Source organism: Vibrio sp. D54 (assembly GCF_021728075.1).
Lineage (GTDB): Bacteria > Pseudomonadota > Gammaproteobacteria > Enterobacterales > Vibrionaceae > Vibrio > Vibrio alginolyticus.
The window spans coordinates 1-26,954 of sequence record NZ_JAKKCS010000017.1 but is presented as its reverse complement, the minus strand read 5'-3'; the positions used below and the strand labels follow the sequence as shown (position 1 = coordinate 26,954).

28 protein-coding genes are annotated in these 26,954 nt (G+C 46.3%); 20 read left to right on the top strand and 8 right to left on the bottom strand.

Annotation, left to right across the window (positions count from 1 at the left end):
- The first annotated feature begins 32 nt into the window (after positions 1 to 32).
- The 6 genes from L3V37_RS19075 (at position 33) to L3V37_RS19050 (ending at position 8,992) form a co-directional block, all read left to right on the top strand.
- Complete coding sequence (locus tag L3V37_RS19075; RefSeq protein WP_237306787.1) at positions 33 to 2,987, top strand: ExeM/NucH family extracellular endonuclease; 2,955 nt, start codon at positions 33 to 35, stop codon at positions 2,985 to 2,987.
- Between the two features lie 189 nt (positions 2,988 to 3,176).
- Positions 3,177 to 3,764 (top strand): aminodeoxychorismate/anthranilate synthase component II, encoded by a 588-nt coding sequence (locus L3V37_RS19070; protein WP_053303043.1) that lies wholly within the window; start codon positions 3,177 to 3,179, stop codon positions 3,762 to 3,764.
- Positions 3,765 to 4,125: 361 nt separating this feature from the next.
- Entirely contained in the window at positions 4,126 to 5,337 is a 1,212-nt protein-coding gene (locus L3V37_RS19065) for an aspartate aminotransferase family protein (RefSeq protein WP_005381420.1), read from the top strand.
- A 109-nt stretch (positions 5,338 to 5,446) separates the two neighbouring features.
- A complete protein-coding gene (gene astA, locus L3V37_RS19060) occupies positions 5,447 to 6,466 on the top strand; it encodes an arginine N-succinyltransferase (RefSeq protein WP_005381422.1) in 1,020 nt (339 codons plus the stop codon).
- A 28-nt stretch (positions 6,467 to 6,494) separates the two neighbouring features.
- Positions 6,495 to 7,952, top strand: coding sequence for a succinylglutamate-semialdehyde dehydrogenase (astD, locus tag L3V37_RS19055; RefSeq protein WP_237306785.1), 1,458 nt, complete (start codon positions 6,495 to 6,497; stop codon positions 7,950 to 7,952).
- A 248-nt stretch (positions 7,953 to 8,200) separates the two neighbouring features.
- Positions 8,201 to 8,992 (top strand): DUF1338 domain-containing protein, encoded by a 792-nt coding sequence (locus L3V37_RS19050; RefSeq protein WP_005381426.1) that lies wholly within the window; start codon positions 8,201 to 8,203, stop codon positions 8,990 to 8,992.
- Between the two features lie 136 nt (positions 8,993 to 9,128).
- Here L3V37_RS19050 and crp read toward each other — a convergent pair whose 3' ends face one another.
- The 6 genes from crp to L3V37_RS19020 all read right to left on the bottom strand — a co-directional run bounded on the left by crp (position 9,129) and on the right by L3V37_RS19020 (position 14,742).
- Positions 9,129 to 9,761 carry a cAMP-activated global transcriptional regulator CRP gene (crp, locus tag L3V37_RS19045; RefSeq protein WP_005381432.1) on the bottom strand — a complete coding sequence of 211 codons (633 nt, stop codon included), beginning with the start codon at positions 9,759 to 9,761 and terminating at the stop codon, positions 9,129 to 9,131.
- A 240-nt stretch (positions 9,762 to 10,001) separates the two neighbouring features.
- Complete coding sequence (locus L3V37_RS19040; RefSeq protein ID WP_005381434.1) at positions 10,002 to 10,871, bottom strand: phosphoribulokinase; 870 nt, start codon at positions 10,869 to 10,871, stop codon at positions 10,002 to 10,004.
- 125 nt (positions 10,872 to 10,996) lie between these two features.
- Complete coding sequence (locus tag L3V37_RS19035) at positions 10,997 to 11,209, bottom strand: YheU family protein (RefSeq protein WP_005381436.1); 213 nt, start codon at positions 11,207 to 11,209, stop codon at positions 10,997 to 10,999.
- A gap of 33 nt (positions 11,210 to 11,242) precedes the next feature.
- Positions 11,243 to 12,250: a hydrolase gene (locus L3V37_RS19030; protein WP_033907159.1), complete on the bottom strand. Its 1,008-nt coding sequence runs from the start codon at positions 12,248 to 12,250 to the stop codon at positions 11,243 to 11,245.
- Positions 12,251 to 12,337: 87 nt separating this feature from the next.
- Positions 12,338 to 12,826: a TIGR02444 family protein gene (locus L3V37_RS19025; protein ID WP_033907158.1), complete on the bottom strand. Its 489-nt coding sequence runs from the start codon at positions 12,824 to 12,826 to the stop codon at positions 12,338 to 12,340.
- Entirely contained in the window at positions 12,823 to 14,742 is a 1,920-nt protein-coding gene (locus tag L3V37_RS19020; RefSeq protein WP_237306783.1) for an ABC transporter ATP-binding protein, read from the bottom strand. Before L3V37_RS19020 ends, L3V37_RS19025 begins: the two co-directional genes overlap by 4 nt.
- A gap of 209 nt (positions 14,743 to 14,951) precedes the next feature.
- Here L3V37_RS19020 and kefG point away from each other — a divergent pair, with 209 nt between their 5' ends.
- The 5 genes from kefG (at position 14,952) to L3V37_RS18995 (ending at position 19,275) form a co-directional block, all read left to right on the top strand.
- The gene (gene kefG, locus L3V37_RS19015; RefSeq protein ID WP_136977023.1) at positions 14,952 to 15,542 is read left to right on the top strand and encodes a glutathione-regulated potassium-efflux system ancillary protein KefG; all 591 of its coding nucleotides are present in this window, start codon (positions 14,952 to 14,954) and stop codon (positions 15,540 to 15,542) included.
- Positions 15,529 to 17,325 carry a glutathione-regulated potassium-efflux system protein KefB gene (kefB, locus tag L3V37_RS19010; RefSeq protein WP_237306782.1) on the top strand — a complete coding sequence of 599 codons (1,797 nt, stop codon included), beginning with the start codon at positions 15,529 to 15,531 and terminating at the stop codon, positions 17,323 to 17,325. Before kefG ends, kefB begins: the two co-directional genes overlap by 14 nt.
- Before the next feature lie 33 nt (positions 17,326 to 17,358).
- Positions 17,359 to 17,559 carry a YheV family putative zinc ribbon protein gene (locus tag L3V37_RS19005; RefSeq protein WP_005381449.1) on the top strand — a complete coding sequence of 67 codons (201 nt, stop codon included), beginning with the start codon at positions 17,359 to 17,361 and terminating at the stop codon, positions 17,557 to 17,559.
- Between the two features lie 92 nt (positions 17,560 to 17,651).
- Positions 17,652 to 18,203 carry a peptidylprolyl isomerase gene (gene slyD / locus L3V37_RS19000; RefSeq protein WP_005381451.1) on the top strand — a complete coding sequence of 184 codons (552 nt, stop codon included), beginning with the start codon at positions 17,652 to 17,654 and terminating at the stop codon, positions 18,201 to 18,203.
- A gap of 130 nt (positions 18,204 to 18,333) precedes the next feature.
- Positions 18,334 to 19,275 (top strand): isoaspartyl peptidase/L-asparaginase family protein, encoded by a 942-nt coding sequence (locus L3V37_RS18995; protein ID WP_186584613.1) that lies wholly within the window; start codon positions 18,334 to 18,336, stop codon positions 19,273 to 19,275.
- Between the two features lie 83 nt (positions 19,276 to 19,358).
- Here the strand turns inward: L3V37_RS18995 and L3V37_RS18990 are convergent, their stop codons facing one another.
- Positions 19,359 to 19,586 (bottom strand): SlyX family protein, encoded by a 228-nt coding sequence (locus L3V37_RS18990; RefSeq protein WP_005381455.1) that lies wholly within the window; start codon positions 19,584 to 19,586, stop codon positions 19,359 to 19,361.
- Complete coding sequence (locus L3V37_RS18985; protein ID WP_017633742.1) at positions 19,583 to 20,569, bottom strand: WD40 repeat domain-containing protein; 987 nt, start codon at positions 20,567 to 20,569, stop codon at positions 19,583 to 19,585. Before L3V37_RS18985 ends, L3V37_RS18990 begins: the two co-directional genes overlap by 4 nt.
- A gap of 128 nt (positions 20,570 to 20,697) precedes the next feature.
- Between L3V37_RS18985 and fkpA the strand changes: the two genes are divergently transcribed.
- The 9 genes from fkpA to L3V37_RS18940 form a co-directional block, all read left to right on the top strand.
- Positions 20,698 to 21,480 (top strand): FKBP-type peptidyl-prolyl cis-trans isomerase, encoded by a 783-nt coding sequence (gene fkpA / locus L3V37_RS18980; RefSeq protein ID WP_017821751.1) that lies wholly within the window; start codon positions 20,698 to 20,700, stop codon positions 21,478 to 21,480.
- A gap of 143 nt (positions 21,481 to 21,623) precedes the next feature.
- The gene (locus L3V37_RS18975) at positions 21,624 to 22,346 is read left to right on the top strand and encodes a transcriptional regulator (protein ID WP_005382804.1); all 723 of its coding nucleotides are present in this window, start codon (positions 21,624 to 21,626) and stop codon (positions 22,344 to 22,346) included.
- Entirely contained in the window at positions 22,343 to 22,738 is a 396-nt protein-coding gene (gene tusD, locus L3V37_RS18970; RefSeq protein ID WP_017821752.1) for a sulfurtransferase complex subunit TusD, read from the top strand. The genes L3V37_RS18975 and tusD overlap by 4 nt, the downstream gene beginning before the upstream one ends.
- Positions 22,735 to 23,091 (top strand): sulfurtransferase complex subunit TusC, encoded by a 357-nt coding sequence (tusC, locus tag L3V37_RS18965; RefSeq protein ID WP_237306780.1) that lies wholly within the window; start codon positions 22,735 to 22,737, stop codon positions 23,089 to 23,091. The genes tusD and tusC overlap by 4 nt, the downstream gene beginning before the upstream one ends.
- A 7-nt stretch (positions 23,092 to 23,098) precedes the next feature.
- Entirely contained in the window at positions 23,099 to 23,374 is a 276-nt protein-coding gene (tusB, locus tag L3V37_RS18960) for a sulfurtransferase complex subunit TusB (RefSeq protein WP_237306778.1), read from the top strand.
- A gap of 177 nt (positions 23,375 to 23,551) precedes the next feature.
- Positions 23,552 to 23,926 (top strand): 30S ribosomal protein S12, encoded by a 375-nt coding sequence (rpsL, locus tag L3V37_RS18955; RefSeq protein ID WP_004399892.1) that lies wholly within the window; start codon positions 23,552 to 23,554, stop codon positions 23,924 to 23,926.
- Positions 23,927 to 24,027: 101 nt separating this feature from the next.
- Positions 24,028 to 24,498, top strand: a complete 471-nt coding sequence (gene rpsG, locus L3V37_RS18950) for a 30S ribosomal protein S7 (RefSeq protein ID WP_005382796.1) — start codon at positions 24,028 to 24,030, stop codon at positions 24,496 to 24,498.
- Between the two features lie 75 nt (positions 24,499 to 24,573).
- The gene (fusA, locus tag L3V37_RS18945; RefSeq protein ID WP_005382794.1) at positions 24,574 to 26,673 is read left to right on the top strand and encodes an elongation factor G; all 2,100 of its coding nucleotides are present in this window, start codon (positions 24,574 to 24,576) and stop codon (positions 26,671 to 26,673) included.
- A gap of 153 nt (positions 26,674 to 26,826) precedes the next feature.
- Positions 26,827 to 26,954 (top strand): GTP-binding protein (locus L3V37_RS18940; RefSeq protein WP_227484038.1); only part of this gene is annotated, 128 nt, incomplete at its 3' end.

Here is a 26,954-nt window from a genome sequence, read left to right as displayed (position 1 = left end):
AGTTTGCATTTACATAAATATCAGGTATGACAATGGACACGTTAATCAAACCCTCAATACTCGCATTAACCATCGCCAGTGCACTTAGTGCAAACGCGAACGCAGAGATTATTATTTCCCAATACGTAGAAGGCGGCGCTTATAATAAAGCGGTAGAGATCGCTAATACGGGCGATACTGCGGTGACACTCACTGGCTACGAGTTGGCGAAATCATCAAACGGTGGTGGTACTTGGGGCAGCACATTCGACCTTAGCCAAGTGACGCTACAAGCTAACCAAGTGTATGTACTGGCGCATGGTGACGCGAGCGATACCATCAAAGCTGTCTCTGATATCACAGATAAAAGCGTTGCGAACTTTAACGGTGACGACCCGATCGCACTGCTTAAAGGTGGTGAAGTGCACGACATCATCGGTGTGATGGGTGACGTAGATTTTGGTAAAGACACCACATTAGTTCGTAACAGTGATGCACTAACCCCTTCTGCTACTTATGATGCATCTCAGTGGACGGCATTTGAGAAAGACAACATTGACGGCCTTGGTGAGCTAAATGCGACTGAGCCACCAGCACCATTCGCTTGTGAAGTCGACGGTCAGCAACCTAACTTCACTACCATCCAAGATATTCAAGGTGAAGGCGATACGTCTCCATTCATTGATGGTTACCCATACATTACTGACGAAGATCATTTCGTAACGGGTGTCGTGACTGCTGTTACCACTGGCCTAACCAAAGGTTTCTACCTACAAGCATTAGAAAGCGACAACAACGACAAGACCTCAGAAGGCTTGTTCATTCATACTGACGCGGCAGACACGGCGCTGAAAGCTGGTGACGTTGTTTGTGTGAAAGGTAAAGTTCAAGAGTATTACAGCAATACTCAGCTTGCTTCTGATGCTAACAGCTATGTGAAAACAGGCACCTCTGAAACCTCTCGAGTTACCGATCTTGTTATCAAAGAAGGTGAGACACTACGTGATGCGCTTGAGCGTCATGAAGGGATGCAAGTTGAGTTGACCTCGGCAAGTGACTTGTTTGTAACTCGCAACTTCTCTTACGACTACGATTCACGTCGTAACAATATGATGCTCTCTCATGAAGCGCCATTGTTAAAGCCGACTCAATTACACGCGGCAGAGAGCGATGCAGCCGTTGAGCTAGCAAAAGACAACGCAGCAAACCGCGTATACCTAGAATCAGATGGCAAAGCACCAAACGGCCAAATCCCATACTACCCAGATTTTGCTAAAGATGCAGACCAAGATGGCTCTTCAGAGCAGCACATTCGCCTTGGTTCTCGAGTAGAAGGTCTACAGGGTGTCGTGGCTTACAGCTACAACGAATACCGCCTGATTGCGACCAATGAAGTCGATAACACCAACTTTGTGACTTCAGGTGAAGGCTTCGATGTGGCTCGTAAAGATGCCCCAGCGATTGCGGACTCAGATTTGCGTATTGCAAGCTTCAACGTACTGAACTACTTCAACTCCGTGGCTGACAGTGGCCATGAAAACCCAACCGGACAAAACCGTGGTGCGACTAACCTAGATGAGTTCCTGATCCAACAAGCGAAAATCGTTGCGGCGATGAACAAGATGGACGCTGACATCATTGGTTTGATGGAAGTGGAAAACAACGGCTTTGGTGATGGCAGTGCTATCCAAAACTTAGTTGATGCCCTAAATGCTGAGATTGATGACGCTGAAGATCATTACACGTATGTCGAAATCGAAGAGCAAGACAAATACCAAGACGAATACTTTGGCAGTGATGCGATCATGGTGGCGATTTTATATCGTGCTAACGCAGTAACGCCAAAAGACGCTGCAAAAGTGATCATCACGCCAGAGCAGCACATTGCAGAAAACACAATTACTCGTAAAGAGGGCACAGAAAGTAACCCTGCTTACGATAAGTACCAACGACACAGTCTACTTCAGACCTTTACGGTGAAAGAGACGGGTGAAGATTTGTCTATTGTCGTAAACCACTTTAAGTCGAAAGGCTCTGAGTGTATTGAAGAGTGGATTGCTGGTGTAGAAGATTCTGAGCCAGCGGATCTGCAAGGCAACTGTAACAACTTCCGCGTTTCTGCTGCGCACGCAGTGGGTGAAGCGTTGAAAGAGGTGAAAGGCGATGTATTGCTCATGGGCGACCTCAATGCGTATGGCATGGAAGACCCAGTTCTGACACTGACTGATTACTCGAAAGAGAAATACGGCCGTGACATTTATACTGCTGCTTACACAACCATTGGTGATGGTGAACTTCAAGTAGAGAAGACCAAAATTGAAAAAGGTTACGGTCTGCACAACTTAAATACGTTGCTGCACGGCACTGATACGTTTTCTTACACCTATTCGGGCGAGCTGGGTAATTTGGACCACGCATTGGCAAGCAGTAGCCTAGCGCAAAAAGTGGTAGCAATTGAAGATTGGCACATCAACTCACTAGAGAGTAACTTGTTCGAATACAGCAGCAAGTACACCGGTGATATGCCGAAGTACAAAGATGCGTTCTCTGCCTCTGACCACGATCCAGTGATCATCGCGATTGATTTACCAGATGATGACATCGATTTACCGAAAGCAGGTGACAACTTAGCCGTCGATGTCCGTTTACCACCAACGGCGGTTGTAGGTGATATTGTTACGGTGAACTTAACGCCATCCACACAAGCGGCTGCGGCGAGCAGCGATACGAAAGCTTACTCGGCTAGCCAAACCTTAGTTCAAGCTGATATTGATGCGCGTAGCGTGAATATTGAGTTTGAACAAACGCCAGAGCAAGGTAATTATCAGTTAGAAGAGAAAGTGACTGACTCGACAGGCAATATCGTGAAGTTTAGCTCTGTTCGTGATGTTTCAATGACGCAAACTGAAACTGGAACAGAAGGGTCGAAGGATTCAGATGGTGGTTCGTTTGGTTTTGGCGCGCTATTTGCGCTGCTAGGTCTCGGCTTATTCCGTCGTCGCCGCTAAGCGAATTTACTTCCTGACAAACAGTTCCTAAATAGCTGTAAAGACCAAAGGCCAGCCTATGCTGGCCTTTTTATTCAGCAAAAACTTGCCTTTCTTGCTTGGTATAGCAAAATACCGCCCTTGATTGTCACGAACGTGGCGATTCACTACGTAAGCATTGCCAAAACGGATTGGAGCAACCGACCCTTTATGTTGTTGATCATCGATAACTACGACTCTTTTACCTACAACCTTTACCAATACTTCTGCGAGCTTGGTGCAGACGTAAAGGTGGTGCGTAACGATGAAATCGATATCCAAGGCATTGAGGCGCTCAACCCAACTCATTTGGTGATCTCGCCAGGGCCATGTACGCCGAACGAAGCAGGTATTTCACTGAAAGCGATAGAACACTTCGCTGGTAAGCTTCCAATATTGGGTGTTTGTCTTGGCCATCAAGCGATAGCGCAAGTGTTTGGGGGTGAAGTGGTACGTGCACGACAAGTGATGCACGGTAAGACCTCACCGATTCGTCACAACGGTCGTAGTGTGTTTAAAAATCTGAATAACCCACTCACGGTAACCCGTTATCACTCTCTTGTGGTGAAAAACGGTACTTTACCCGACGTGTTTGAACTGACTGCATGGACAGAACTGCCTGACGGAAGCATGGATGAAATAATGGGTTACCAACATAAAACCTTGCCAATTGATGCGGTGCAATTCCACCCAGAATCAATCAAAACTGAGCAAGGTCACGAGTTGCTTGCGAACTTTTTAGCACGCAAAGCGATCTGATCGCGATCACTTTTCTTAACAAATCATTCATCTTTTTGCTGAGGTGAGCGGATTGCAAAACTATGCGATTCTCTCGAGTCTCTTTGTCTATTCATGTCTTTTTAAACCTTCTATCCCCTGTATTACATAACATTTATAAAAAATCACTTCTCTATTTTACTTTCTTGATGCATAAATAGTCATAAGCAGTGATTAATGGAAGTTACTTTCGAGAACGAAAAGAATAAATCACTATTGAAATGGTTAATTAAATGTAAATACAATGCCGCAATAGCTTAAATGCAAAACATTATTTGCTGGCAAAGAGAGCCGGTTAAATTCGCTTATCTGCTACGCATGCGGTATCAAGAAGGAATGTGCAATGACAACGGAAATTAAAGTAGAGCGCGGTTTATTCGATGAGGTAATGGTACCTTGCTATAACCCGATGGAAATGATCCCTGTTAAAGGTGAAGGTTCACGTGTTTGGGATCAGGAAGGTAATGAATACATCGACTTTGCTGGTGGTATTGCAGTGAGCTGTCTTGGCCATTGTCATCCAGTAATGGTAAACGCACTAACAGAGCAAGCTAACAAGCTTTGGCACTTAAGTAACGTTATGACGAACGAACCAGCCCTTCGTCTGGCGAAAAAGCTAACAGAAGTGAGTTTTGCTGAGCGTGTGTTCTTTGCTAACTCTGGCGCAGAAGCAAACGAAGCCGCTTTGAAGCTGGCACGTCGTTATGCAGCAGACGTTCATGGCACTGAGAAATCTGAAATCATTGCATTCAAACAAGGTTTCCATGGTCGTACATTCTTTACCGTAACGGTTGGTGGCCAAGCGGCATACTCTGACGGTTTCGGTCCTAAGCCAGGCGACGTGACACACCTTCCTTACAACGATATCGAAGCTTTACAAGCGCACATGTCTGATCGTACTTGTGCGGTCATGATGGAGCCACTACAAGGTGAAGGCGGCATCGTGCCACCAACGCCTGAGTTCGCTCAAGCGGTTCGCGAGCTGTGTGACAAACACAACGCCTTACTGATCTTCGATGAAGTGCAAACTGGTAATGGCCGTACAGGTAACTTCTACGCTTACCAAGGTTTAGGTATCACGCCAGATATTCTAAGTACTGCGAAATCACTTGGTGGCGGTTTCCCGATCGGTGCAATGCTAACGACAGCAAAATTGGCAGAGCACATGAAAGTGGGCACTCACGGTTCTACATATGGCGGTAACCCACTAGCGTGTGCGGTTGCAGAAGCGGTTGTAAATGAAGTCACTAAGCCAGAGGTGTTGGCTGGTGTGCTAGAACGCGAAGCAATGTTCCGTGAAGGTCTAGAGAAGATCAACGCGAAGTACAACATCTTCTCAGAAGTGCGCGGTCAAGGCCTATTACTTGGCGCTGCACTAAATGAAGAATGGCAAGGCCGTGCGCGTGACGTGCTGGTTGCTGCAGGTAAACAAGGTCTCATGGTATTGGTTGCGGGTGCCAATGTCGTACGTTTCACACCATCACTCGTTATCACACAACAAGAAATTGAAGAAGGCTTGGCGAAACTGGATAAAGCGATCGCGACTTTAGTTTAAGCGCGATATCAGTTTAAACGTCAACGCAGACACCCCCGTCAAGGATCTCTGATGGGGGAATTGTTCCTACAATATAGTTAGGATCTTCTTGCATCTGGAGGGAGTATTGATGCTAGTAGTTCGCCCTATCGCGATGTCGGATTACGACGCACTGCACACTTGTGCGGTGGAGTCTGGTCACGGATTTACATCTCTACCGGTTAACGAAGAACTGTTAACCAATCGAATCAAACATTCAGAGTACAGCTTTGGTAAGCCAGATGTGGCAGAACCAGGCGATGAAGGCTACCTGATGGTTGGCTTTGACTCTGAAACGGGTGAGGTTGCGGGTACCACCGGAATCGAAGCATCTATCGGCTGGGATGTCCCATTTTACTCATATCACATTAGTAAAGTTGTGCACTCGTCGCCAAAGCTTGGCGTTAACAACGTCGTTAAACTGCTGACGTTTGGTAATAACTACACGGGTAACAGCGAAATTTGTACCTTGTTCTTGCGTGAGAAATTCCGCCAAGGTCTGAATGGTCGTCTAATGTCGAAGTGTCGTTTCCTAATGATGGCAGAGCACCCAGAGCGCTTCTCTGAAACGATCTTTGCGGAGATGCGTGGCGTTTCAGACGACGAGGGTAATTCACCATTCTGGCAATGGCTTCAAGAGCATTTCTTCTCTATCGATTTCACGCTTGCAGATTACCTGACAGGTATCGGCAAGAAAGGCTTTATCGCCGACTTGATGCCGAAACTGCCTATTTACATCAACCTGCTCAGCCCAGAAGCGCAAGCCGTGATTGGTCAAGTACATGACAACACGCGTCCAGCGCTGAAGCTGCTTGAGCGTGAAGGTTTTACCAACCGAGGCTACGTCGACATCTTCGATGGTGGCCCAACGGTTGAGTGTGATCTGCGTAATATTGAGTCGGTACGTCATTCATTCCGCGCGCAAGTCAAAATCTCTGAACATTCCAGCACACAAGACTTCTTGATGTGTAATTCATCTTTCGAGAACTTCCGTGCGACAGTCACTAAAGCGGCGTATGACGCAGAAACACAAAGCGTGATGATTGCACCAGACGTTGCGGATGCACTTTCGGTTGAAGAAGGGGATTTCGTTCGCCTTCTTCCGCAGTAACAGACGACAGAATTTAAGGATAGAAACAATGACACATTGGATTGCAGGTGAATGGGTACAAGGTCAGGGTGAAGCATTTACGTCTCTGTCGCCGTACAACCAAGAAGTGATCTGGCAAGGCAAAGGTGCAACGGCAGAGCAGGTGAACCAGGCGGTATCTGCAGCGCGTGAAGCGTTTATTTACTGGAAAAAGCGCCCATTTTCAGAGCGTGAGGCAATCGTGTTGGCTTTTGCGGAGAAAGTAAAAGAGAACAGCGAAAAAATCGCCGAAGTCATTGCCAAAGAAACCGGTAAGCCAATTTGGGAAACGCGCACTGAAGCAGCGGCAATGGCAGGTAAAATTGCCATTTCGATTCGCGCTTATCATGACCGCACTGGTGAGGCGAGCCGTGAAGCTGCAGGCAACCAAATCGTATTGCGCCACCGCCCATTGGGCGTGATGGCGGTGTTTGGTCCTTACAACTTCCCAGGCCACCTACCAAATGGTCACATTGTGCCAGCGCTACTGGCTGGTAACACGGTAGTCTTCAAACCGTCTGAGCAAACGCCATGGACGGGTGAATTGGCAATGAAGCTATGGGAAGAAGCCGGTCTGCCGAAAGGCGTGATTAACCTTGTTCAAGGCGCGAAAGAAACTGGTATCGCCCTCGCTGACGCTAAAGGCATTGATGGCGTACTGTTTACGGGTAGCGCGAATACGGGGCATCTATTACACCGTCAATTTGCGGGTCAACCGGGCAAGATGCTCGCACTAGAAATGGGTGGTAATAACCCGATGGTGATCTCTGATAAATATGGTGATTTGGATGCCACGGTTTACACCATCATCCAGTCAGCGTTTATCAGTGCTGGGCAGCGTTGTACGTGTGCTCGTCGTTTGTATGTGCCATTGGGTGAAAAAGGCGATGCGCTTATCACCAAGCTCGTTGAAGCGACACGCAATATTCGCGTAGACCAACCATTTGCAGAACCTGCGCCATTTATGGGACCGCAAATTTCGGTCGCGGCAGCCAAGTTTATTCTTGATGCACAAGCTAATCTACAGTCTCTTGGCGGTGAAAGCTTGATTGAAGCGAAAGCAGGAGAGGCGGCGTTTGTTTCTCCTGGCATCATTGATGTAACGAACATTGCTGAGTTACCAGATGAAGAATACTTCGGCCCACTTCTGCAAGTGGTGCGTTACGAAGGGTTAGACAAAGCCGTGGCGCTAGCAAACGATACGCGCTTTGGCTTATCTGCTGGTTTGGTCTCAACCGACGACCAAGAATGGGAATACTTCGTTGACCACATTCGTGCAGGTATCGTGAACCGTAACCGCCAGCTCACTGGTGCAAGTGGTGATGCGCCATTTGGTGGTCCGGGGGCGTCGGGTAACTTGCGCCCAAGCGCTTACTACGCAGCAGATTACTGTGCGTACCCAATGGCATCAATGGAAGGTCAAGAGACTGTCTTGCCTGCAACATTGAGTCCAGGTGTAGCGCTATAAGTTTTAATAATAGAGTCGCAACTATGCATTGCGGCTCACCTTGCCGGCGCATCATTTAGGTATGGGTTGTAGTGATCGTTGGCAGAACACGAAAAGTGAGCAAAGACTCGGAAAAGCGTGTTGACTGACTGGCATTTACCGTCACAGGTTGATGGTTGCTCGTTCATTATTCTGGACAACTTTTGTTGTGAACGAGCAGCCAACTTCCGCTTACCTTTAAACTCTACATCTCGTAACAAGGAGTCGTTATGACGCCCGATGTGTTATTTGAATCGCTATGGCAAGATTACATTCAACGTCTTTGCCCTTCGGCTGCTAAAGTGCATCAGCTGCTTCAAGAAGATGAGCCTCTGATTAATGATCATATAGCTTTACGTACCTTCAATATCGCGCCTCTTGGTATTGAAACTCTAGCTAAGCCATTTGTAGCTATTGGTTACAAGGCGTGTGGTGATTACGTTTTCGAAAGCAAAAAGCTGGTTGCTAAGCACTATGAGCACCCAGATCCGAAGCAACCTAAAGTATTTATTAGTGAGCTAAAAGTTGAAGAGTGCTCGTCTGAGCTACAAGAGATTGTGAAAAATTTGGTGGCACAAGTCGATGCTGACAAGCTGAACGATAGCGCATTCTTACATGGTGGACGCTTGTGGGATTTAAGCTTTGCTGATTACCAAACGTTGGCTAAAGAAAGTGAGTACGCATCTTGGCTTGCGGCGCATGGTTACGGAGCAAACCACTTCACGGTGAGCGTTAACCAGCTCAATGAATATGAAGAAGTGAAGCAGGTAAACGATCATCTGCGTACCGCTGGGTTTACCATTAATGAAAATGGTGGTGAAGTGAAGGGCACTCCTGAGGTGTTGCTAGAGCAGTCATCGACCATGGCAGATAAAGTAGCGGTTCGTTTTAGCGAAGGCACTGAAATTATCCCCGGCGGGTTTTATGAATTTGCTAAGCGCTATCCGATGGAAAATGGTGATTTGTACCCAGGTTTCGTGGCCGCTTCAGCTGACAAAATCTTTGAAAGTACGAATGGCTAAGTTTTAGGGTTAACCTGTTAAGCTTACTCATTAGTGTTCGCTGCACCCTATCTCATTTGGTCATGAGTAAATAAAAAGCCACCAATGTTGCCATTGGTGGCTTTTATAATTTTGTTCGTGTCACTCTAGTCCGAGATTAACGAGTACCGTAAACCACGATGGTTTTACCGTGAGCAGAGATTAGGTTCTGCTCTTCTAGCATCTTCAAGATACGACCTACTGTCTCACGAGAACAGCCAACAATTTGACCGATTTCTTGACGAGTGATCTTGATTTGCATGCCGTCTGGGTGAGTCATTGCGTCTGGTTGTTTTGCAAGGTTCAGAAGCGTCTGAGCGATACGACCAGTTACGTCTAGGAACGCCAGGTCACCCACTTTTTGGCTAGTTACTTGAAGACGACGAGCCATCTGCGCAGAAAGACGCATTAGGATGTCTGGGTTTACTTGGATAAGCTGACGGAACTTCTTGAAAGAAATTTCAGCAACTTCACAAGGAGATTTAGCACGAACCCAAGCTGTGCGCTCTTGGTCTTCCTCGAATAGACCAAGTTCACCAATAAAGTCTCCTTGGTTTAGGTAAGAAAGGATCATCTCCTTACCTTCTTCGTCTTTGATAAGAACCGCAACAGAACCTTTAACGATGTAGTACAAAGTTTCTGCCTTTTCGCCCGCGTGAATTAGCGTGCTCTTTGAAGGGTACTTATGAATATGACAGTGTGAAAGAAACCACTCTAATGTTGGGTCGGTTTGAGGTTTACCTAGAACCATAATATCTCACTTCCTCTGCAGGGTACGCTTGCGCTATCCATATTTTAGCTAAGCCTGAATTAGGCCTACTAGAATAAGAGCACTTTTTATATGCTGCAAGCTCTCTTGTGTTTCGGTAAGAAATAGTATCCTTTTTCGAAAACGATTTCTTGATTTTAATCGTGCCATGATTGAGATTTTGTAAGCAAAACTGTGCACATGATCACGGTATGAAAAGTAAACATCTTCGCAGGCAGGTTTTTAGCCAATTTTCCCTGTTTCGATGAGCTGTTGTAGGATAGGCCGAACTATGAGCTCCATTGCAAAGCTCATCTTACCGCCGGGTACGACAATCGTGTTGTGGCGTGACATGAATGAGCCATCAATCATGGCCAGCAGATATGGGAAGTCGACATTCTTGATACCGCGTAGGCGAATCACCACAAAACTCTCATCCAAACTAGGGATGCCTTTTGCATTAAGTGGGTTGGAAGTATCGACCGTTGGGACGCGCTGGAAGTTGATGTGAGTACGAGAAAACTGCGGAGTGATATAGTTGAGGTAATCGTCCATGGATCGCACGATTGAGTCCATTACCGCTTCACGCGAATGGCCGCGATCGCGAGTGTCACGTACGAATTTTTGGATCCACTCTAAGTTCACAATCGGCACCATGCCAATTAAGAAATCCACATGTTGAGCAACATTAACATCGCCATCGACCACGCCACCATGTAACCCTTCATAAAACAGCACGTCGCTGTTTTCGGGTAAGTCTTGCCACGGTGTAAACGTGCCTGGCATTTGATTGTAGGGAACCGCTTCGTCAAACGTGTGCAGATAACGGCGCACGCTGCCAGTACCATCATGCCCGAACTTACGGAAAAACTCTTCTAATCCCGGGAAGTCATTAGCTTGTGGGCCAAAGTAGCTAATGTGTCGACCTTGCTCGCGGGCTTTGCGAATTTCGATGTCCATTTCTGGGCGAGTAAAGCGATGGAAGCTATCGCCTTCAACCCATGCGGGTTTAACGTTCATCATATTGAACATTTTACGGAAGGCTTCAGATGTAGTGGTCGTGCCGGCACCGGACGAACCAGTAACCGCAATAATTGGGTGTTTAGCTGACATGACAAACCTTGTCGAAAATTACTTACCTGTAATGTGCAGTAGAGTTACTACTGCACGGTCGATATCCCACTATAGCACGTAACAATACCTTGTCATCGAGTGGGATACGGTAAAATGTGAAGGGTCTAAAATTTTGTTTTATGCTGAATATCGACGGTTTCGTGTAGCTCAGAGAACACGATAACCGCTTCACCTTTTTCCAATTGAGCTTTAACTTGATCAATTTTGTCATGCAAAGAAACCTCGACGGTTCCGTAATCCGTTCCTTCGCGTAAGACGAATTCACGAATTAAGTTTTCCAATGTTTCCGGCGCAATGTCTTGCCATGGAATGATCATAAATACCTCTAACTTTTATGATGAGCGGCTAGTTTACTGCGTTCGTTGCTTGGATACAGCAGAAAGGTAATCTGCGGCGATACTTTCGTAATATGCGGGCAGCGCTTCCTCCAACCAAAACTTAGGTTTTAACGCCGTTCCTGTCAGGAAGCCAACATGGCCACCGTGCTCAAAGAGACGGTAATCAATGTTATCTGGCAGAACAAACTTCGGTATCACATCATCGGTCATGAACGGATCGTCTTTGGCATGGATGATCAGTGTGGGTAGCGTGATCTGTTGTAATTTACTTAAGCCAGAGCATTGGTCGTAATAATCTTGTGCGTCTTTAAAGCCATGCAATGGTGCGGTGATCAAATCATCGAATTCATACAGCCGTGTGACACGTTTTATTGAGTTGTAGGACAGCGCAAGCTCACCATGCAGTAGATGATGCTTTTGTAACGCGTTACGTTTCAGTGAAGAAAGCAGATAACGGCGATACACTTTCGAAAAGCCTTGTTCAATACGGTTTGCACACGCAGCTAGGTCTAAAGGCGCTGAGATAATAGTCGCTGCATTCAAAATAGGGTGGTCTTTATATTGGGCTAAATAATTCGCCAACATGTTACCGCCAAGAGAAATACCAACTGCAACTTTGGGATTATCAGGAAAACGTTGTTCAAGGTGCTCTAGGAAGTAACGAGCATCCGTCACTTCACCCGAGTGGTAAGCTCGTGCTTTTTTGTTTGGTTTACCGCTGCAGCCACGAAAATGCATCATCACCGACAGCCATCCAGATTGAGCAAATGCATTCATTAACCCATTGGCATAAGGGCTATAGAAGCACCCCTCTAACCCATGAAATAAAACAAAAATCGGCTTTTTTTGTGCAGGCTCTTGGGTTGGGTCCTCGCTCCACGCGAGATCGAGAAAGTCGCCATCGGATGTATCGAGGGTTTGCCAAATCGGCGTAAATAACGCTTTTTTGCGAATAAAACGCGGCAAAAGCGTTTGGAGATGCGGGTTTTTGATCCCGGCGGCTGCGAAAAATTGTGTCATACCTAACTGCTCTTATGCGGTCCTTCGGTGTCCGTTGAAGAACTTATTAATATAATCCTTTATAAAGATTATAGGTATTCTACAGATTTATGGGCGTTTTGGTGGTTGAATGTTTGGCACCGGAATAGCAAAGGCTTGCTGCAAATGCTCCCCACCGAGTTGACGACAGTATCTCAACGTCAGTGGGTCACCATCATTTTTGAGTAGTGCAAGTGAGTTAATGCAGTCCACCAAATCCGCTTGTTGCTGCTTTTCTAGTTGCAGCTCAAACTGCAAGGTCTCACGATACAAAGCGTCATTGACTTGAGACTTAAGGTGGCGACGAAGGTCGCGAAAGGAGTGAAGTAAAGTTTCGCTTCTACCTAGACAGTCTTGCACCAAGGGCCAGTCTTTTTCTTGGAAAATGAGTTGCTGCTCATCGAGCCATCTGAGCAGCAGGAGTAGGTTCACGTTACCGTGGTAGTTGTTTTGCAATGATAAGCACGCCTCTTTCACTTCTCGCACACCATAAAACTGCAGACTAAACTGCCAAAGGTGTTCTAGGGTGAGTGTGTATTCAGCGTGTTGATTACTCATTGGTTAAACTCTAGCTCCATCTGCTCCAACGTTTCTTGAGCAGACATCCATTCCATTTCAATTTCTTCGAGCTCAGCCTTACTAGAAGCTTGAAGTGCCAGCACTTGGTTAAGTTTAGCTTTATTTTCGGCCGCATACAGTGAGTTGTCCGCCAATTGTTCTTCAGCTTCGGCCAGTGCAGCACCTAACTTATCTATTTTATTTTCTAGTTGTGTCAGCGTTTTGCGAATTGGCGCTGTCTGTTTTCGAAACTCTGCATCGCGACGTTTTTGCTCTTTTTTCGCTGCCGCGCTGTTGGTGCTATCTTTGGCTGGCTGTGCGGCTTGTGCTTCTTTGCGTTCCGCTCTTTGTTGTTCGGTTAACCACTTGTAATAGTCATTTAAGTCACCGTCGAACGGAGCAACTTGTCTATCATGCACTAAATACAAGTCATCGGTCGTAGCGCGCAGTAAATAGCGGTCGTGCGAAACAATCACCATCGCACCTTCGAATGTTTGCAGTGCCATCGTAAGTGCTTGGCGCATGTCCAAGTCTAAGTGGTTGGTCGGTTCATCAAGTAGCAACAGGTTTGGTTTTTGCCACACAATTAAAGCCAATACCAAACGGGCTTTTTCGCCACCAGAAAACGGCGCAACTTTTTCTAGTGCTTTGTCACCTTGGAAGCCAAAGCTACCTAGGTAATCACGTAGCTGCTGTTCGGTTTGATCGGGTGCGATTTGCATCATGTGTTGCAGCGGCGTTTCTTCAGGATGAAGCGTTTCTAACTGGTGCTGAGCGAAGTAACCAATTTTCACGCCTTGTGAGTAAGTTAGGTCACCACCTTGCGCGTTAAGTTCACCAGAGAGCAGCTTGATTAAGGTCGATTTACCCGCACCATTACGGCCGAGTAGACCAATACGACTGCCAGGAACCAAGTTCAAGCGGATCTTCTCTAAGATGAGGTTGTCACCGTAACCTGCAGATACTTCATCCATCATCATGATTGGGTTTGGCAGCGCAGCTGGCTCACGGAATTGGAAGCTAAATGGGTTATCGAATTGAGCTGGCAGTACTTTTTCCATGCGCTCCAAAGCTTTGATACGGCTTTGGGCTTGGCGTGCTTTTGATGCTTTATAACGGAAGCGGTCGATGTAGCTTTGCATGTGCGACATCTGCTTCTGTTGCTTTTCAAACATCGCTTGTTGTAACACCATTTTTTGCGCACGTTGGTTTTCGAATGACGAGTAGTTACCCGTGTATTCGTTCAGCTGCTGATTCTCGATGTGAATGATGCGACCAACGATCGGATCCAAGAAGTCACGGTCATGCGAGATCAGGATCAGTGTGCCTGGGTAGTTTTGTAGCCAACGCTCTAACCACATCACTGCGTCTAAGTCCAAGTGGTTGGTTGGCTCATCGAGTAGCAATAAGTCAGAACGGCACAATAGCGCCTGGGCTAAGTTAAGGCGCATACGCCAACCACCTGAGAATTGAGTCAAACTCCAACTCATTTGCTCTTGGCTGAAACCTAAACCGTCGAGCAATTCTGCCGCGCGAGCGCGAATGCTGTAACCACCAATGGTTTCAATTTTACCGTGTATCTCGGCAACTAGGGTTCCGTTGTCTTGTGTTTCTGCTTCAGCTAACTGCTTTTCGAGAGCGCGGTACTCGCGATCACCATCAATGACGTATTCCAGTGCAGTGCGCTCTAGCGCAGGCGTTTCCTGTGCGACCCAGGCCAACTCCCAGTGTTGAGGTTGGCTAAATGAGCCAGCATCAATTGACAGTTCATCTTTCAGTAGGGCAAACAGCGTTGATTTACCGCAGCCGTTTTTGCCCACAAGACCGACTTTATCGCCAGGGTGAATAGTCGCAGAAGCTTGGTCTAAAAGAGGTTTACCGCCACGCAGTAACTGAATATCAGAGAAGGTAATCATAAAGTTTTCATTCACTTTGCGCAGTGCGCGTTGCTTGGTTACATAGCGAAGTGGTTTCAATCGTTTTTAAAGCCACTTGGGTATATATCTAGCGGTGAATAGTAGGGGTATTGGCCGGAAAAGTCGATTGATTCGCTTTAATTGCATTATGCTGTACAAAAAAGTATAACAATTTGATAACGGATAAAAATAACCACAAGGACGACCATTTGGCTGTTGCACCGTCTATTCTCCCAAAAGTTCTGGTCATTTATGCTCATCCAGAGCCACATAACTCGATTGCCAATCAAGTGATGATAAAAAAAGCTCAGTCGCTTGATCACGTCACTGTGCACGATCTTTACGGTGTTTACCCCGATTTCTTTATTGATGTGAATTACGAACATGAGTTGTTGCTCGCTCATGACGTGATCGTATTTCATCACCCACTTTATATGTATTCATGTCCAGCCCTATTAAAAGAGTGGCTAGACCGAGTGTTAGGTAAAGGCTTTGCGTTTGGCGGAGGTGCGGCGCTAGAAGGAAAATACTGGCGTAGTGTCATTACAACAGGTGGTAAAGAAGAAGCCTTCAGCGCGAAGGGGTACAACAAATACCCACTTGAGCAAATCTTGCAACCGTTTGAACTGACGGCAGCCCTATGCCAGATGCACTGGATTGAACCACTGGTGTTGTATTGGTCAAGAAATGTTTCAGATATTGAACGCTACGAACATGCCGAGTTATACCGTGGATGGCTGAGTAACCCACTTGAAAACTGGCAAGCGGCAGATCGAGGAGGTCAGTATGGCGATCACTAGTGAGTTTCTTCAAAGCAGTGTGGTCTTTCTTTCGGCTGCGGTTATTGCGGTGCCGATTGCTCAGCGCCTTGGGCTTGGCTCGGTTTTAGGTTATTTACTCGCTGGTGTGTTGATTGGCCCATGGGGGCTTGGCTTAATTAGCGACGTTGATGCCATTTTGCATTTTGCCGAGCTTGGGGTTGTGTTGTTACTGTTTTTGATAGGGTTGGAATTAAACCCTAAAAAATTGTGGCAGATGCGAGGGCCGATTTTAGGTTTAGGCGGTGCGCAGGTTGTGGTCACGACCACCGTGATTGGTAGTGTCGTCAGTATGTTTGGCGTAAGCATGCAAGTAAGTTTGGTGATCGGGATGGGGTTGGCGCTGTCCTCGACGGCGATTGCGCTTAAAGTCATTGAAGAGCAAGGGCTTAATGGTACCGAAACGGGGCAATCTGGTTTTGCGGTGCTGCTCTTTCAAGATATTGCAGTGATCCCGATGCTGGCGATGTTGCCCTTGCTAGCAGGCGGGCATAGTGGTGGAAGTTGGTTGGATGTCTTCACTATTTTAGGCAGTGTGGTAGCACTGTTGATTGGAGGTCACTTTTTACTACGTCCGCTATTTCGTTTTGTCGTGATGAGCGGTGTTCGTGAGCTCTTTACCGTTGCTGCACTTTTAGTCGTGCTTGGCATTTCGGTCGTGATGCAAAAGCTCGGCCTTTCGATGGCATTGGGGACTTTTTTAGCAGGCGTTTTGCTGGCAGAGAGTGAGTATCGCCATGAGCTGGAAATCGCTATCGAGCCATTTAAAGGTCTGTTGTTGGGGTTATTCTTTATTGCGGTGGGCATGGCGGTAAACTTGGGGTTATTGGCATTACACCCTTTAGAGATTCTCGGTGCGGTGGTGGCTTTGGTCGTGGTTAAGGGTTTGGTTTTGTATGCATTGGCGAGAGCTGCCCGTGTCGGAGCCAAAGCGAGAAGCCGTATGGCTGCAATTTTGAGCCAAGGCGGTGAGTTTGCCTTTGTCATATTTACCGCGGCGAACCAAGAGGGCATTTTGTCCAAAGAGCAAGTGGCGTTTCTGTTGGTGGTGGTCAGTCTATCCATGGTGACGACTCCTCTTTTGCTGATGGGACAAAAGAAGTGGTTTGCTCATACCCTGAATCAAGAAGAAGAGGGCATGACCACGAAAGTCGTGGATCGCCGACCACGCGTTATCATTGCAGGCTTTGGACGTTTCGGTCAGATCGTCGGACGTTTAATGTATGCCAATAAAATCAAAGTGACAGTATTAGAAAGTGATGCCAGCCAAATCCACCTATTACGTAAGTATGGTTACAAAGTGTTTTATGGCGATGCTACACAAATTGACCTATTGAGGGCAGCTGGCGCTGATAAAGCGGAAGCATTGGTTATTTGTACTGATTCACCTGATGAGGTGATGGCCATCGTGGACATTTGTCGCGTGCACTTCCCGAAACTTAAGTTGTTAGCTAGAGCAAGAAGCCGTGTCGAGGCTTACCAGTTAATGAGTCATGGTGTAGAGAATTACTCTCGTGAAACATTTTTAGGGGCGCTAGATCTCGGTCGCCAAGCGCTCGTAGAACTGGGTATGCATCCTTATCAAGCAAAGCGGGCAGAAGCACATTTTCGCAAGTTGGATAATGCTATGCTTAAGGACTTATTGCCTCAACACAATGAAGATAAGAAATTAGCTCAAAGGGCGAAAGAGGCCCGCAAAGAGCTAGAAGAAATATTTGGTCGTGAAATGGAGAGCGACCATCAGTCACCTAATCATTGGAAGTAGTACTTGAGCCAAGACTCAAGCTAAGGAAATAGCGTGAAAATCAAGAAACGTTTTATTGCCGGCGCTAGCTGCCCAAATTGCAGCCAGCAAGATACCCTGCGCTGGTGGATTGAAAATAACATCGAATTAGTTGAGTGTGTCGAGTGTGAGTTTACAGAGCAGCGTAAACCACAATCTGTAGAGAAAAATAAACACTCAGATCAGGAAATGATCGGAATTTTTAAGCCGGAGTAATTGAACTTCGATAATTGATCCCCATAATACACCCAGATATCTCAGTACTTAACCCCATTCAGGTTAAGTCAATTAATCTCCCTGGAGTTAGTATGAAAATTGAAAAGAACGTTGTTGCAAGCCTTGCATACAAAGTAATGATGGAAGACGGTGTCGTTGTTGATCAATCAACAGCAGAAGCACCCCTAGATTACCTTCACGGTCACAACAACCTAATCACAGGTCTTGAAAAAGAACTTGAAGGTAAAGTGGCTGGCGACAAGTTCTCAGTAACGGTAGCTCCTGAAGAAGCTTACGGTGAGCACAACGATGCGCTAGTACAGCGCGTTCCTGCGGACGTGTTCCAAGGCGTTGAGCAAATCGAAGTGGGCATGCGCTTCCTAGCTGACACTGACCAAGGTCCAATCCCTGTTGAAGTAACAGAAGTTGACGGCAACGAAGTGGTTGTTGACGGTAACCATATGTTAGCTGGTCAAACACTAACTTTCGAAGTAGAAGTTATGTCTACACGTGAAGCAACAGCAGAAGAGATCGAACACGGTCACATCCACCAAGGTGGTGGCTGTTGTGGTGGTCACGATCATGACCACGATCACGAAGAAGAAGGCGGCTGCTGTGGCGGCGGTAGCTGTGGTTCTCACTAATCATAAGCGCCTTCACTAGATAATCTTATCTAGCAAAGCTTTGAAAAGCGCAAGTTGAGTTTCAACTTGCGCTTTTTGTTTATCTAAGGTGTAGTGCCAACCATACAAGGAATAACAGTTGGACAAAGCGATGACGAAACCTTTCTCGATTGCCATTCATGGCGGTGCAGGCACCATCTTGCGTGAACAGATGAGCGATGAGCTGCAACAATCCATCTTGGCGGATTTAGAAGCTGCGGTAAAAGCGGGACATCAAATTCTAGACACGGGCGGTGAAGCCTTAGATGCAGTCGTAGCGGCAGTGAAAGTATTGGAAGACTCTCCTAACTTTAATGCGGGTAAAGGCTCAGTGCTGACCAACAACGAAATGGTTGAAATGGACGCTTCTGTAATGGATGGTAGAAACCAAGCGGCAGGTGCTGTTGCCGGTGTTCGTCATATCAGAAACCCAATTGAGCTCGCTCGTGACGTGATGCGAAACAGCAATCATGTGCTGTTGGTGGGTGAGGGCGCAGAGAAGTTTGCTTTTGAGCAAGGCCATGAGTATACCGAGCAAGATTACTTCTTTACTGATCGCCGTTATGAGCAGTTGCTGTCTATGCGTGAGAAAGGACTGTTTGCTTTGTCGGAATCTCGTTACCCAGATGACCGTAAGCACGGTACGGTTGGTGCGGTAGCGTTAGATCAACAAGGCAACTTAGCCGCTGCCACCAGTACGGGTGGCGTGACGAATAAGAAATACAACCGAGTCGGAGATTCGGCTCTTATTGGTTGTGGTACGGTGGCCGAAAATGGCGTCGTGGCAGTTTCCACTACGGGTGTCGGCGAGTTCTTTATTCGTAAACGTGTTGCGGAAGACGTTGCAGCACGTATGCGTTACTTACAAGAAGATATTCATACGGCTTGTGAACACATTATCCAGGGTGATCTCAAACAGATGGGCGGAGAGGGCGGTTTGATTGCCATTGATGCTAAAGGTGAGATGCACTTTGCGATGAACAGTTCTGGCATGTACCGAGCAGGCATTAATACGCAAGGCGAGCTGAGCGTTAAAATCTACGCCGACGAATAGCTTCCTCTTGAGTACCTTCTTAAGTAATTAATACAACAAAGCCCAGAACATGTTCTGGGCTTTATGCTATTTGAGCCTGCATTTTAATAATGCGGTGGTGGGGTTTCTTCTGACGGATCGGCTAAATTCGACGAGTCCATATTTTTTACTTTACCTACCACATATTTCATCTGATCGAGCATCTTGGTAATTTGCAGTTGTTGCTGCGATAAAGCGCCGTTCAGATCTTCAATAGTCTGTTCTTGGAACGCAAGCTGACATTCTAAGTCATTAATGCGTGCTTCCAATTGCTGAATGATTTTTTCTGTCATGATCCGTTCTCTAACTGCCAAGCTTGGGCAATACCTGCTGAAGTAGCAGTAATTACGCGTTGTTTTGAATCAAAGGCTGCATCATACACGACCGCACGGGGAGGGCGAGTGTCTTTTTTGGGCTCCACTTCAAATCCACTCATTCGTTTTCCGGTTTGAGTATCCCATATCGACACACGGCCAGAAGGGCTTCCTGTGACTAGTTGAGTCCCGTCGTCAGAAAATCGTGCGGTAGAGAAAATTAATTGGCGCGACCAACTGCTCAACTGTGTGACTTCTTGTCCAGTTTTTAAATTCCAAACAATCGCTTGGTTTCCGCCATCAGATGTCATTGCTAATTTTCCATCTCTTTGCAGGGCCACGCGAACAATTCGTTGTTCATGTTCGAAGGTTCGTAGTACTTGTCCGGTTTCGGTGTCCCACAGATACGCTTTATAGTCATTACCTCCGGTTAGGGCGAAGCGCCCATTAGGAGAAATGGCCACGGAATTGACTTTTTCACGATGTGCAAGGAACTCCATGCGACGCCCGGTGACTAAGTTGACATAAATTGCTTTACCGTTGGATAACCCAAGCAGAACTTGTTCACCATTACTGGTGATATCAACGTCGCGAATGAGCGCATCAGAGATAGACCAAAGGCCTTCGGATTGCGTCCAGCCTAGGTCCCAAACTGCGAAGTTCATTTGGCTTGCTGTAATTGCGTAGCGACCATTGTCAGATATGCGGATATGGGAAACCACATTGGCATCGGCATCGAGTTCACCCAGGTTGGCTAGTTGTTCATTTTGCTCTAGGTCCCACAACATCAAATGACGTTGTTGAGAATAGAGCAGAGCAAACCGTCCATCTCTGCTAAGTGCGAAGCTCGTCGCACCTTGAGGTTCTATCGGCCAACGCTGCACTTCACGCTCGGCGAAAAAGCAACCATTTAACGTGGTGATGACAATTAAATATAGGAATAAATGAAAAATTCTTTGCATCACATCTAATAATCCGGTTTGTGTCTTAAGACATATAGCTAGTATATTGGTATAACGATTGTCTTCACTAGTCTCATAGAAGATTTGTGCACAACAACCAATGGCAGAGCCATTATTGGGAGAATTTAATGAAATCAGTTTTAAAAGTGTCGCTACTTGCTGCAACAGTTATGCTAGCGGTAGGTTGTCAGAAAGAAGAAACTAAAACAGAAACCGCACCTCAAGCAGAACAAGTTCAAGCAGAAACCGGTAAAGCGGTTCACTTTAAAACCGACGACGACAAAGCGGCATACGCAATCGGTGTTTCATTTGCTAACTACCTAAGCACAAGCATCGACAAGCCAAGCGAAATCGGCATTAATCTTAACAAAGATTTGGTACTAAAAGGTATCGAAGACGTCTTCAAAGGCAATGCTGAATTGAATGAAGAAGAAACACGTGCAGCACTAGAATCTCTAGACAAGCGTGTTGCAGAAAAGATGCAAGCACAAGCGGCTGAGAAAGCAGCTGAAGCGAAAAAAGCTGGCGATGATTTCCGTGCTGAGTTTGAGAAGCAAGAAGGCGTAGTGAAGACAGATACAGGTCTTCTATACCAAGTAATGACACCAGCTGAAGGTGAGAAGCCAAAAGACACTGATACGGTTCAAGTACACTACAAAGGTACTCTGATCGACGGTACTCAGTTCGACAGCTCATACGATCGTGGTGAACCTGCAACGTTCCCACTTAACCGTGTAATCCCAGGTTGGACAGAGGGTGTTCAGCTAATGCCTGTGGGTTCTAAATTCAAATTCGTTATCCCGCCAGAGCTAGCATACGGTGACCAAGACACACCAAGCATTCCTGCTAACTCAACGCTAGTATTTGAAGTTGAGCTGCTAAAAGTTGAGAACGACAACGCAGAGCAATAACAATAAGCTGCGATAAGTTATTGAAAAAGGTCCGTTTAACGGGCCTTTTTTGTTCTAGGTCACTAGTTGGTGAGTTTGCTAGGTTGCTTTTCAAATTTTCTGATAAACTTACACCAATTTGTTGATTTTTCGCTCGAAGGCTTATGACAACTACAGAAACAATAAACGCGGAGATGTTGCTCGAAATGGAATCCGTTAACGTGATGCCGTTTACCGAGCACGACAAAATCATTTTAAGATCTTATGAGGCGGTCGTGGATGGTATCGCCAGCCTGATAGGTCCATTTTGTGAAATCGTTCTTCACTCTCTAGAAGACTTAAATACCTCTGCAATTAAAATCGCTAACGGTGAAAACACGGGGCGCCAAGTCGGCTCACCAATCACTGATTTAGCGCTTAAGATGCTAAAAGACATCGAAGGCTCGGAGCGCAACTTCTCACGTTCGTACTTTACCCGTGCAAAAGGTGGCGTGTTGATGAAGTCGATTACTGTCGCCATTCGTAATGGCGAAAATCGCGTGATTGGTTTGTTGTGTATCAACGTCAACTTGGATGCGCCTTTCTCGCAAGTCCTTCAGTCTTTCATGCCGACGCAAGAAGCGAAAGAAGCGGCTTCCTCGGTCAACTTTGCTAGTGACGTAGAAGAGCTGGTGGACCAAACTGTTGAACGCACCATCGAAGAGATCAATGCGGATAAATCCGTGTCTAACAACACCAAAAATCGCCAGATCGTGATGGAGTTGTACGACAAAGGTATCTTCGATATTAAAGATGCCATCAACCGTGTCGCGGATCGCCTTAATATTTCAAAACACACCGTTTACTTGTACATTCGTCAACGTAAAACCGAGGATGATGAAAGGTGAGTAAACTGACTTACACGTTAGTGGTGAATGGTCCCGTTTATGGCAGCCAGTCAGCGCGCAGTGCTTATCAGTTCGCCAAAGCGGTGATAGAGCAAGGCCATCAGTTGGTGAGCGTCTTCTTTTATCAAGATGGTGTGACTAATGGTACTGCTTTGAGTGTGCCAGCCAACGATGAATTTGATCTCAATAAGGCGTGGCAGTCTTTGGCTAAAGAGCATGGTGTTCGCCTAGAAACTTGTGTCGCGGCCGCTTTGCGTCGCGGGATTGTAAGTGAAGAAGAAGCGAATCAACATGGTTTGGTTCAGAACAATCTAGCCGATGGTTTTGAACAAGCAGGCTTAGGTAGCCTAGCTGAAGCGATGTTAACCCAAGACAGAGTGGTACAGTTTTGAGTCAGTTAACTTATCTATTTCGTAGTGCGCCACATGGCAGTGCAGCTGGTCGTGAAGGTGTGGATGCACTGTTAGCCGCGTCGGCTTACTGTGAAGATATCAGCGTCATTTTCGTGGGTGATGGGGTATACCAGCTTCTACTCGGACAAGACCCCAACAATATTTTGAGTAAAGATTACGCGCCGATGTTAAAGCTTTTCGATTTATACGACATCGAACAAGTCTTTGTGTGTTCAGAGTCGTTAACCCAGCGAGGTTTGGCGCAAGCGGATTTAGTCATTGAAGCCCAAGCGTTAAGCTCAGAACAGCTCAAAGATAAGTTACAACACGCTGGCAAGCTACTGTCTTTTTGAGGAAGTTATGTTACACATCATAAAAACAGTCTCTGCTCTAGAAGACGCTATGCCTTTATGCAGTGAACAGGATGACATCTTACTTATAGAAGATGCAGTGTACGCTGCTAACTCGCAACATAAAGTATTTTCCCATCTAAAAAACCGCAGCGTATTTGTGTTAGAGAGCGATGCACAAGCTCGCGGTATTGCAAATCGTATCAGTCCATCGCTGACGATTGTGAATTACTCAGGCTTCGTTGAACTAACAGCAAAACAGGATAAATCCCTAACTTGGGATTGAACAAGATTTGCTGTCGACAAAGCTTTACGGATGAATTGTTCTAATTGAACAAAAAAGATCCGTATATTTCTTGACACACCTCTCACTGCTGCATAGAATTTTGCGTCCCTAACTGCATTGGCAGTTGGGGATAGATTTTTCACAAAGCTTACTTTCAAGTAAATCAGGAGCTAGTTAATGGCAACTATTAACCAGTTGGTACGTAAGCCACGTGCAAAGCAAGTTGTTAAAAGCAACGTGCCTGCACTAGAAGCGTGCCCACAAAAACGTGGTGTATGTACTCGTGTTTACACTACTACACCTAAAAAACCTAACTCAGCACTTCGTAAAGTTTGTCGTGTACGTCTGACAAACGGCTTCGAAGTTACATCGTACATCGGCGGTGAAGGTCACAACCTTCAAGAGCACTCAGTTGTTCTAATCCGTGGTGGTCGTGTTAAAGACCTTCCAGGTGTGCGTTACCACACTGTTCGCGGCGCACTAGACTGTGCTGGCGTAAATGACCGTAAACAAGGTCGTTCTAAGTACGGTGTGAAGCGTCCTAAGTCTTAATGGATTCCGTTAAGTAAGGCCAAACACTAAATTATTTTTAATTTTTTGAAAAAACTGAAAAGTTTTGGATAAAACCTGAAGAAGACAACGGAGATAAATCCATGCCACGTCGTCGCGTCATTGGTCAGCGTAAGATCCTTCCAGATCCAAAATTCAAATCTGAATTGCTGGCAAAATTCGTTAACATCCTAATGGTTGACGGTAAAAAATCTACTGCAGAGAAAATCGTTTACACTGCACTAGATGCTATGGCTGAAAAGTCTGGTAAAGACCACTTAGCTATTTTTGAAGAAGCTCTTGAAAACGTTCGCCCAGCGGTAGAGGTTAAATCTCGCCGTGTTGGTGGTTCAACTTACCAAGTACCTGTAGAAGTACGTCCGGTTCGCCGTAACGCACTTGCTATGCGTTGGTTGGTTGAAGCTGCGCGCAAGCGTGGTGAAAAATCTATGGCTCAACGCCTAGCTGCTGAAATGCTAGACGCGTCTGAGAACAAAGGTACTGCGGTTAAGAAACGTGAAGACGTTCACCGCATGGCTGACGCAAACAAAGCGTTCGCTCATTACCGTTGGTAATACCTTCTGTGCTGCGAGGTTCTCTCGCAGCACTTTTCTATACTCTAAGGTACACCTTAGTAAGAGGATACAATCGTGGCTCGTAAAACTCCTATTGAGCTCTACCGTAATATCGGTATCTGTGCTCACGTAGATGCAGGAAAAACAACCACAACTGAGCGTATTCTGTTCTACACTGGCCTTTCTCACAAAATCGGCGAAGTTCACGATGGTGCAGCAACCATGGACTGGATGGAGCAGGAGCAGGAGCGTGGTATCACTATCACATCCGCTGCGACTACTACATTCTGGCGTGGTATGGAAGCACAGTTCCCTGAGCATCGCGTAAACATCATTGATACCCCTGGACACGTTGACTTTACTATCGAAGTAGAGCGTTCTCTTCGTGTACTTGATGGTGCTGTGGTTGTGTTCTGTGGCTCATCTGGTGTTGAACCTCAGTCTGAAACTGTATGGCGTCAAGCAGACAAATACCACGTTCCACGTTTGGTATTTGTAAACAAGATGGACCGTGCGGGCGCAGACTTCCTACGCGTTGTGAACCAAATTAAGAATCGTCTTGGTGCGACTCCTGTTCCAATCCAGCTGAACGTTGGTGCGGAAGATGAGTTCAGAGGTGTCATCGACCTTATCAAGATGAAAATGATCAACTGGAATGATGCCGATCAAGGCACTTCGTTTACTTACGAAGACATCCCCGCTGACATGATTGAACTTGCTGAAGAGTGGCGCAACCACATGGTTGAATCCGCTGCTGAAGCTAGCGAAGAGCTGATGGACAAGTACCTTGAAGAAGGTGAATTGACTGAAGCTGAGCTCAAACAAGCTCTACGTACTCGCACACTAAATAACGAAATCGTACTGGCTACTTGTGGTAGTGCGTTTAAGAACAAAGGTGTTCAAGCGGTACTGGATGCAGTAGTTGAGTTCTTGCCATCACCAGTTGACGTACCTGCAATTAAAGGTGTCGACGAAAGAGAAAATGAAGTTGAGCGTCATGCTGACGACAACGAACCTTTCTCAGCGCTAGCGTTTAAGATTGCGACTGACCCATTCGTGGGCACGCTAACTTTCATGCGTGTTTACTCCGGTGTTGTAAACTCGGGTGACGCCGTTTACAACTCAGTAAAAGAGAAGAAAGAGCGTTTCGGTCGTATCGTTCAGATGCATGCGAATAAGCGTGAAGAAGTGAAAGAAGTTCGCGCTGGTGATATTGCAGCTGCTATCGGTCTGAAAGACGTAACAACAGGTGACACACTGTGTGATCAGAACCACAAAGTGATTCTAGAACGCATGGAGTTCCCTGAACCAGTTATTCAGATTGCTGTAGAGCCTCGTTCTAAGGCAGACCAAGAGAAAATGGCTATCGCGCTAGGTAAACTAGCAGCGGAAGATCCATCATTCCGCGTGGAAACGGACGACGAATCAGGTCAGACTCTGATCTCAGGTATGGGTGAACTTCACCTAGACATTATCGTTGATCGTATGAAGCGTGAATTCAGCGTTGATTGTAACGTTGGTAAACCTCAGGTTGCTTACCGTGAAACCATTCGTGGTAAAGCGGAAGTTGAAGGTAAGTTTGTTCGTCAATCAGGTGGTCGTGGTCAATACGGTCATGTTTGGGTCAAACTTGAGCCTTCTGAGCCTGGTGAAGGTTTCGTATTCGTAGACGAAATCGTGGGCGGTGTGATTCCTAAGGAATACATCAGCTCGGTATCGAAAGGTATCGAAGAGCAAATGAATAGTGGTGTTCTAGCGGGTTACCCTGTACTAGATATTAAAGCTACACTATTTGATGGTTCTTACCACGATGTAGACTCAAGCGAGATGGCGTTTAAGATCGCTGGCTCGATGGCATTCAAGAAAGGTGCACTAGAAGCACAACCTGTGATTCTAGAACCTATGATGAATGTCGAAGTAACCACTCCGGAAGACTGGATGGGTGATGTTGTTGGTGACCTAAACCGTCGTCGCGGTATCATTGAAGGCATGGACGAAGGTGTGGCTGGTCTTAAGATCATCCGTGCTCAAGTACCACTATCCGAAATGTTCGGTTACGCAACTGATCTACGTTCTGCAACTCAAGGCCGTGCGTCTTACTCTATGGAGTTTCACGAGTACGCTGAAGTGCCGAAAAACTTCGCAGATAAAATTATTGCAGAGCGTGGTTACTAATTGACGATTGAACTGCAAAAAGTTTACGACTTTTTGCGAGATCAGGGCGTCCAAATATTGCGCTAACGGGCGTTGGCGCATAAAATAACAATTTCTGGCGCGTCGTCGATCAATAATGATCACGACGAATCATAACTAGGAAGGAACACGATCGTGTCTAAAGAAAAATTTGAACGTACGAAACCGCACGTTAACGTTGGTACTATCGGCCACGTTGACCACGGTAAAACAACTCTAACTGCAGCTATCTGTACTACTCTTGCTAAAGTTTACGGCGGTGT

What these genes read in the sequence shown, in the direction of transcription:
- L3V37_RS19075 (WP_237306787.1), top strand. Translation starts at nt 33, where the DNA reads ATGGACACGTTAATCAAACCCTCAATACTCGCATTAACCATCGCCAGT.
- L3V37_RS19070 (WP_053303043.1), top strand. Translation starts at nt 3,177, where the DNA reads ATGTTGTTGATCATCGATAACTACGACTCTTTTACCTACAACCTTTAC.
- L3V37_RS19065 (WP_005381420.1), top strand. Translation starts at nt 4,126, where the DNA reads ATGACAACGGAAATTAAAGTAGAGCGCGGTTTATTCGATGAGGTAATG.
- astA (WP_005381422.1), top strand. Translation starts at nt 5,447, where the DNA reads ATGCTAGTAGTTCGCCCTATCGCGATGTCGGATTACGACGCACTGCAC.
- astD (WP_237306785.1), top strand. Translation starts at nt 6,495, where the DNA reads ATGACACATTGGATTGCAGGTGAATGGGTACAAGGTCAGGGTGAAGCA.
- L3V37_RS19050 (WP_005381426.1), top strand. Translation starts at nt 8,201, where the DNA reads ATGACGCCCGATGTGTTATTTGAATCGCTATGGCAAGATTACATTCAA.
- crp (WP_005381432.1), bottom strand. Translation starts at nt 9,761, where the DNA reads ATGGTTCTAGGTAAACCTCAAACCGACCCAACATTAGAGTGGTTTCTT.
- L3V37_RS19040 (WP_005381434.1), bottom strand. Translation starts at nt 10,871, where the DNA reads ATGTCAGCTAAACACCCAATTATTGCGGTTACTGGTTCGTCCGGTGCC.
- L3V37_RS19035 (WP_005381436.1), bottom strand. Translation starts at nt 11,209, where the DNA reads ATGATCATTCCATGGCAAGACATTGCGCCGGAAACATTGGAAAACTTA.
- L3V37_RS19030 (WP_033907159.1), bottom strand. Translation starts at nt 12,250, where the DNA reads ATGACACAATTTTTCGCAGCCGCCGGGATCAAAAACCCGCATCTCCAA.
- L3V37_RS19025 (WP_033907158.1), bottom strand. Translation starts at nt 12,826, where the DNA reads ATGAGTAATCAACACGCTGAATACACACTCACCCTAGAACACCTTTGG.
- L3V37_RS19020 (WP_237306783.1), bottom strand. Translation starts at nt 14,742, where the DNA reads ATGATTACCTTCTCTGATATTCAGTTACTGCGTGGCGGTAAACCTCTT.
- kefB (WP_237306782.1), top strand. Translation starts at nt 15,529, where the DNA reads ATGGCGATCACTAGTGAGTTTCTTCAAAGCAGTGTGGTCTTTCTTTCG.
- slyD (WP_005381451.1), top strand. Translation starts at nt 17,652, where the DNA reads ATGAAAATTGAAAAGAACGTTGTTGCAAGCCTTGCATACAAAGTAATG.
- L3V37_RS18995 (WP_186584613.1), top strand. Translation starts at nt 18,334, where the DNA reads ATGACGAAACCTTTCTCGATTGCCATTCATGGCGGTGCAGGCACCATC.
- L3V37_RS18990 (WP_005381455.1), bottom strand. Translation starts at nt 19,586, where the DNA reads ATGACAGAAAAAATCATTCAGCAATTGGAAGCACGCATTAATGACTTA.
- L3V37_RS18985 (WP_017633742.1), bottom strand. Translation starts at nt 20,569, where the DNA reads ATGCAAAGAATTTTTCATTTATTCCTATATTTAATTGTCATCACCACG.
- fkpA (WP_017821751.1), top strand. Translation starts at nt 20,698, where the DNA reads ATGAAATCAGTTTTAAAAGTGTCGCTACTTGCTGCAACAGTTATGCTA.
- L3V37_RS18975 (WP_005382804.1), top strand. Translation starts at nt 21,624, where the DNA reads ATGACAACTACAGAAACAATAAACGCGGAGATGTTGCTCGAAATGGAA.
- tusB (WP_237306778.1), top strand. Translation starts at nt 23,099, where the DNA reads ATGTTACACATCATAAAAACAGTCTCTGCTCTAGAAGACGCTATGCCT.
- rpsL (WP_004399892.1), top strand. Translation starts at nt 23,552, where the DNA reads ATGGCAACTATTAACCAGTTGGTACGTAAGCCACGTGCAAAGCAAGTT.
- rpsG (WP_005382796.1), top strand. Translation starts at nt 24,028, where the DNA reads ATGCCACGTCGTCGCGTCATTGGTCAGCGTAAGATCCTTCCAGATCCA.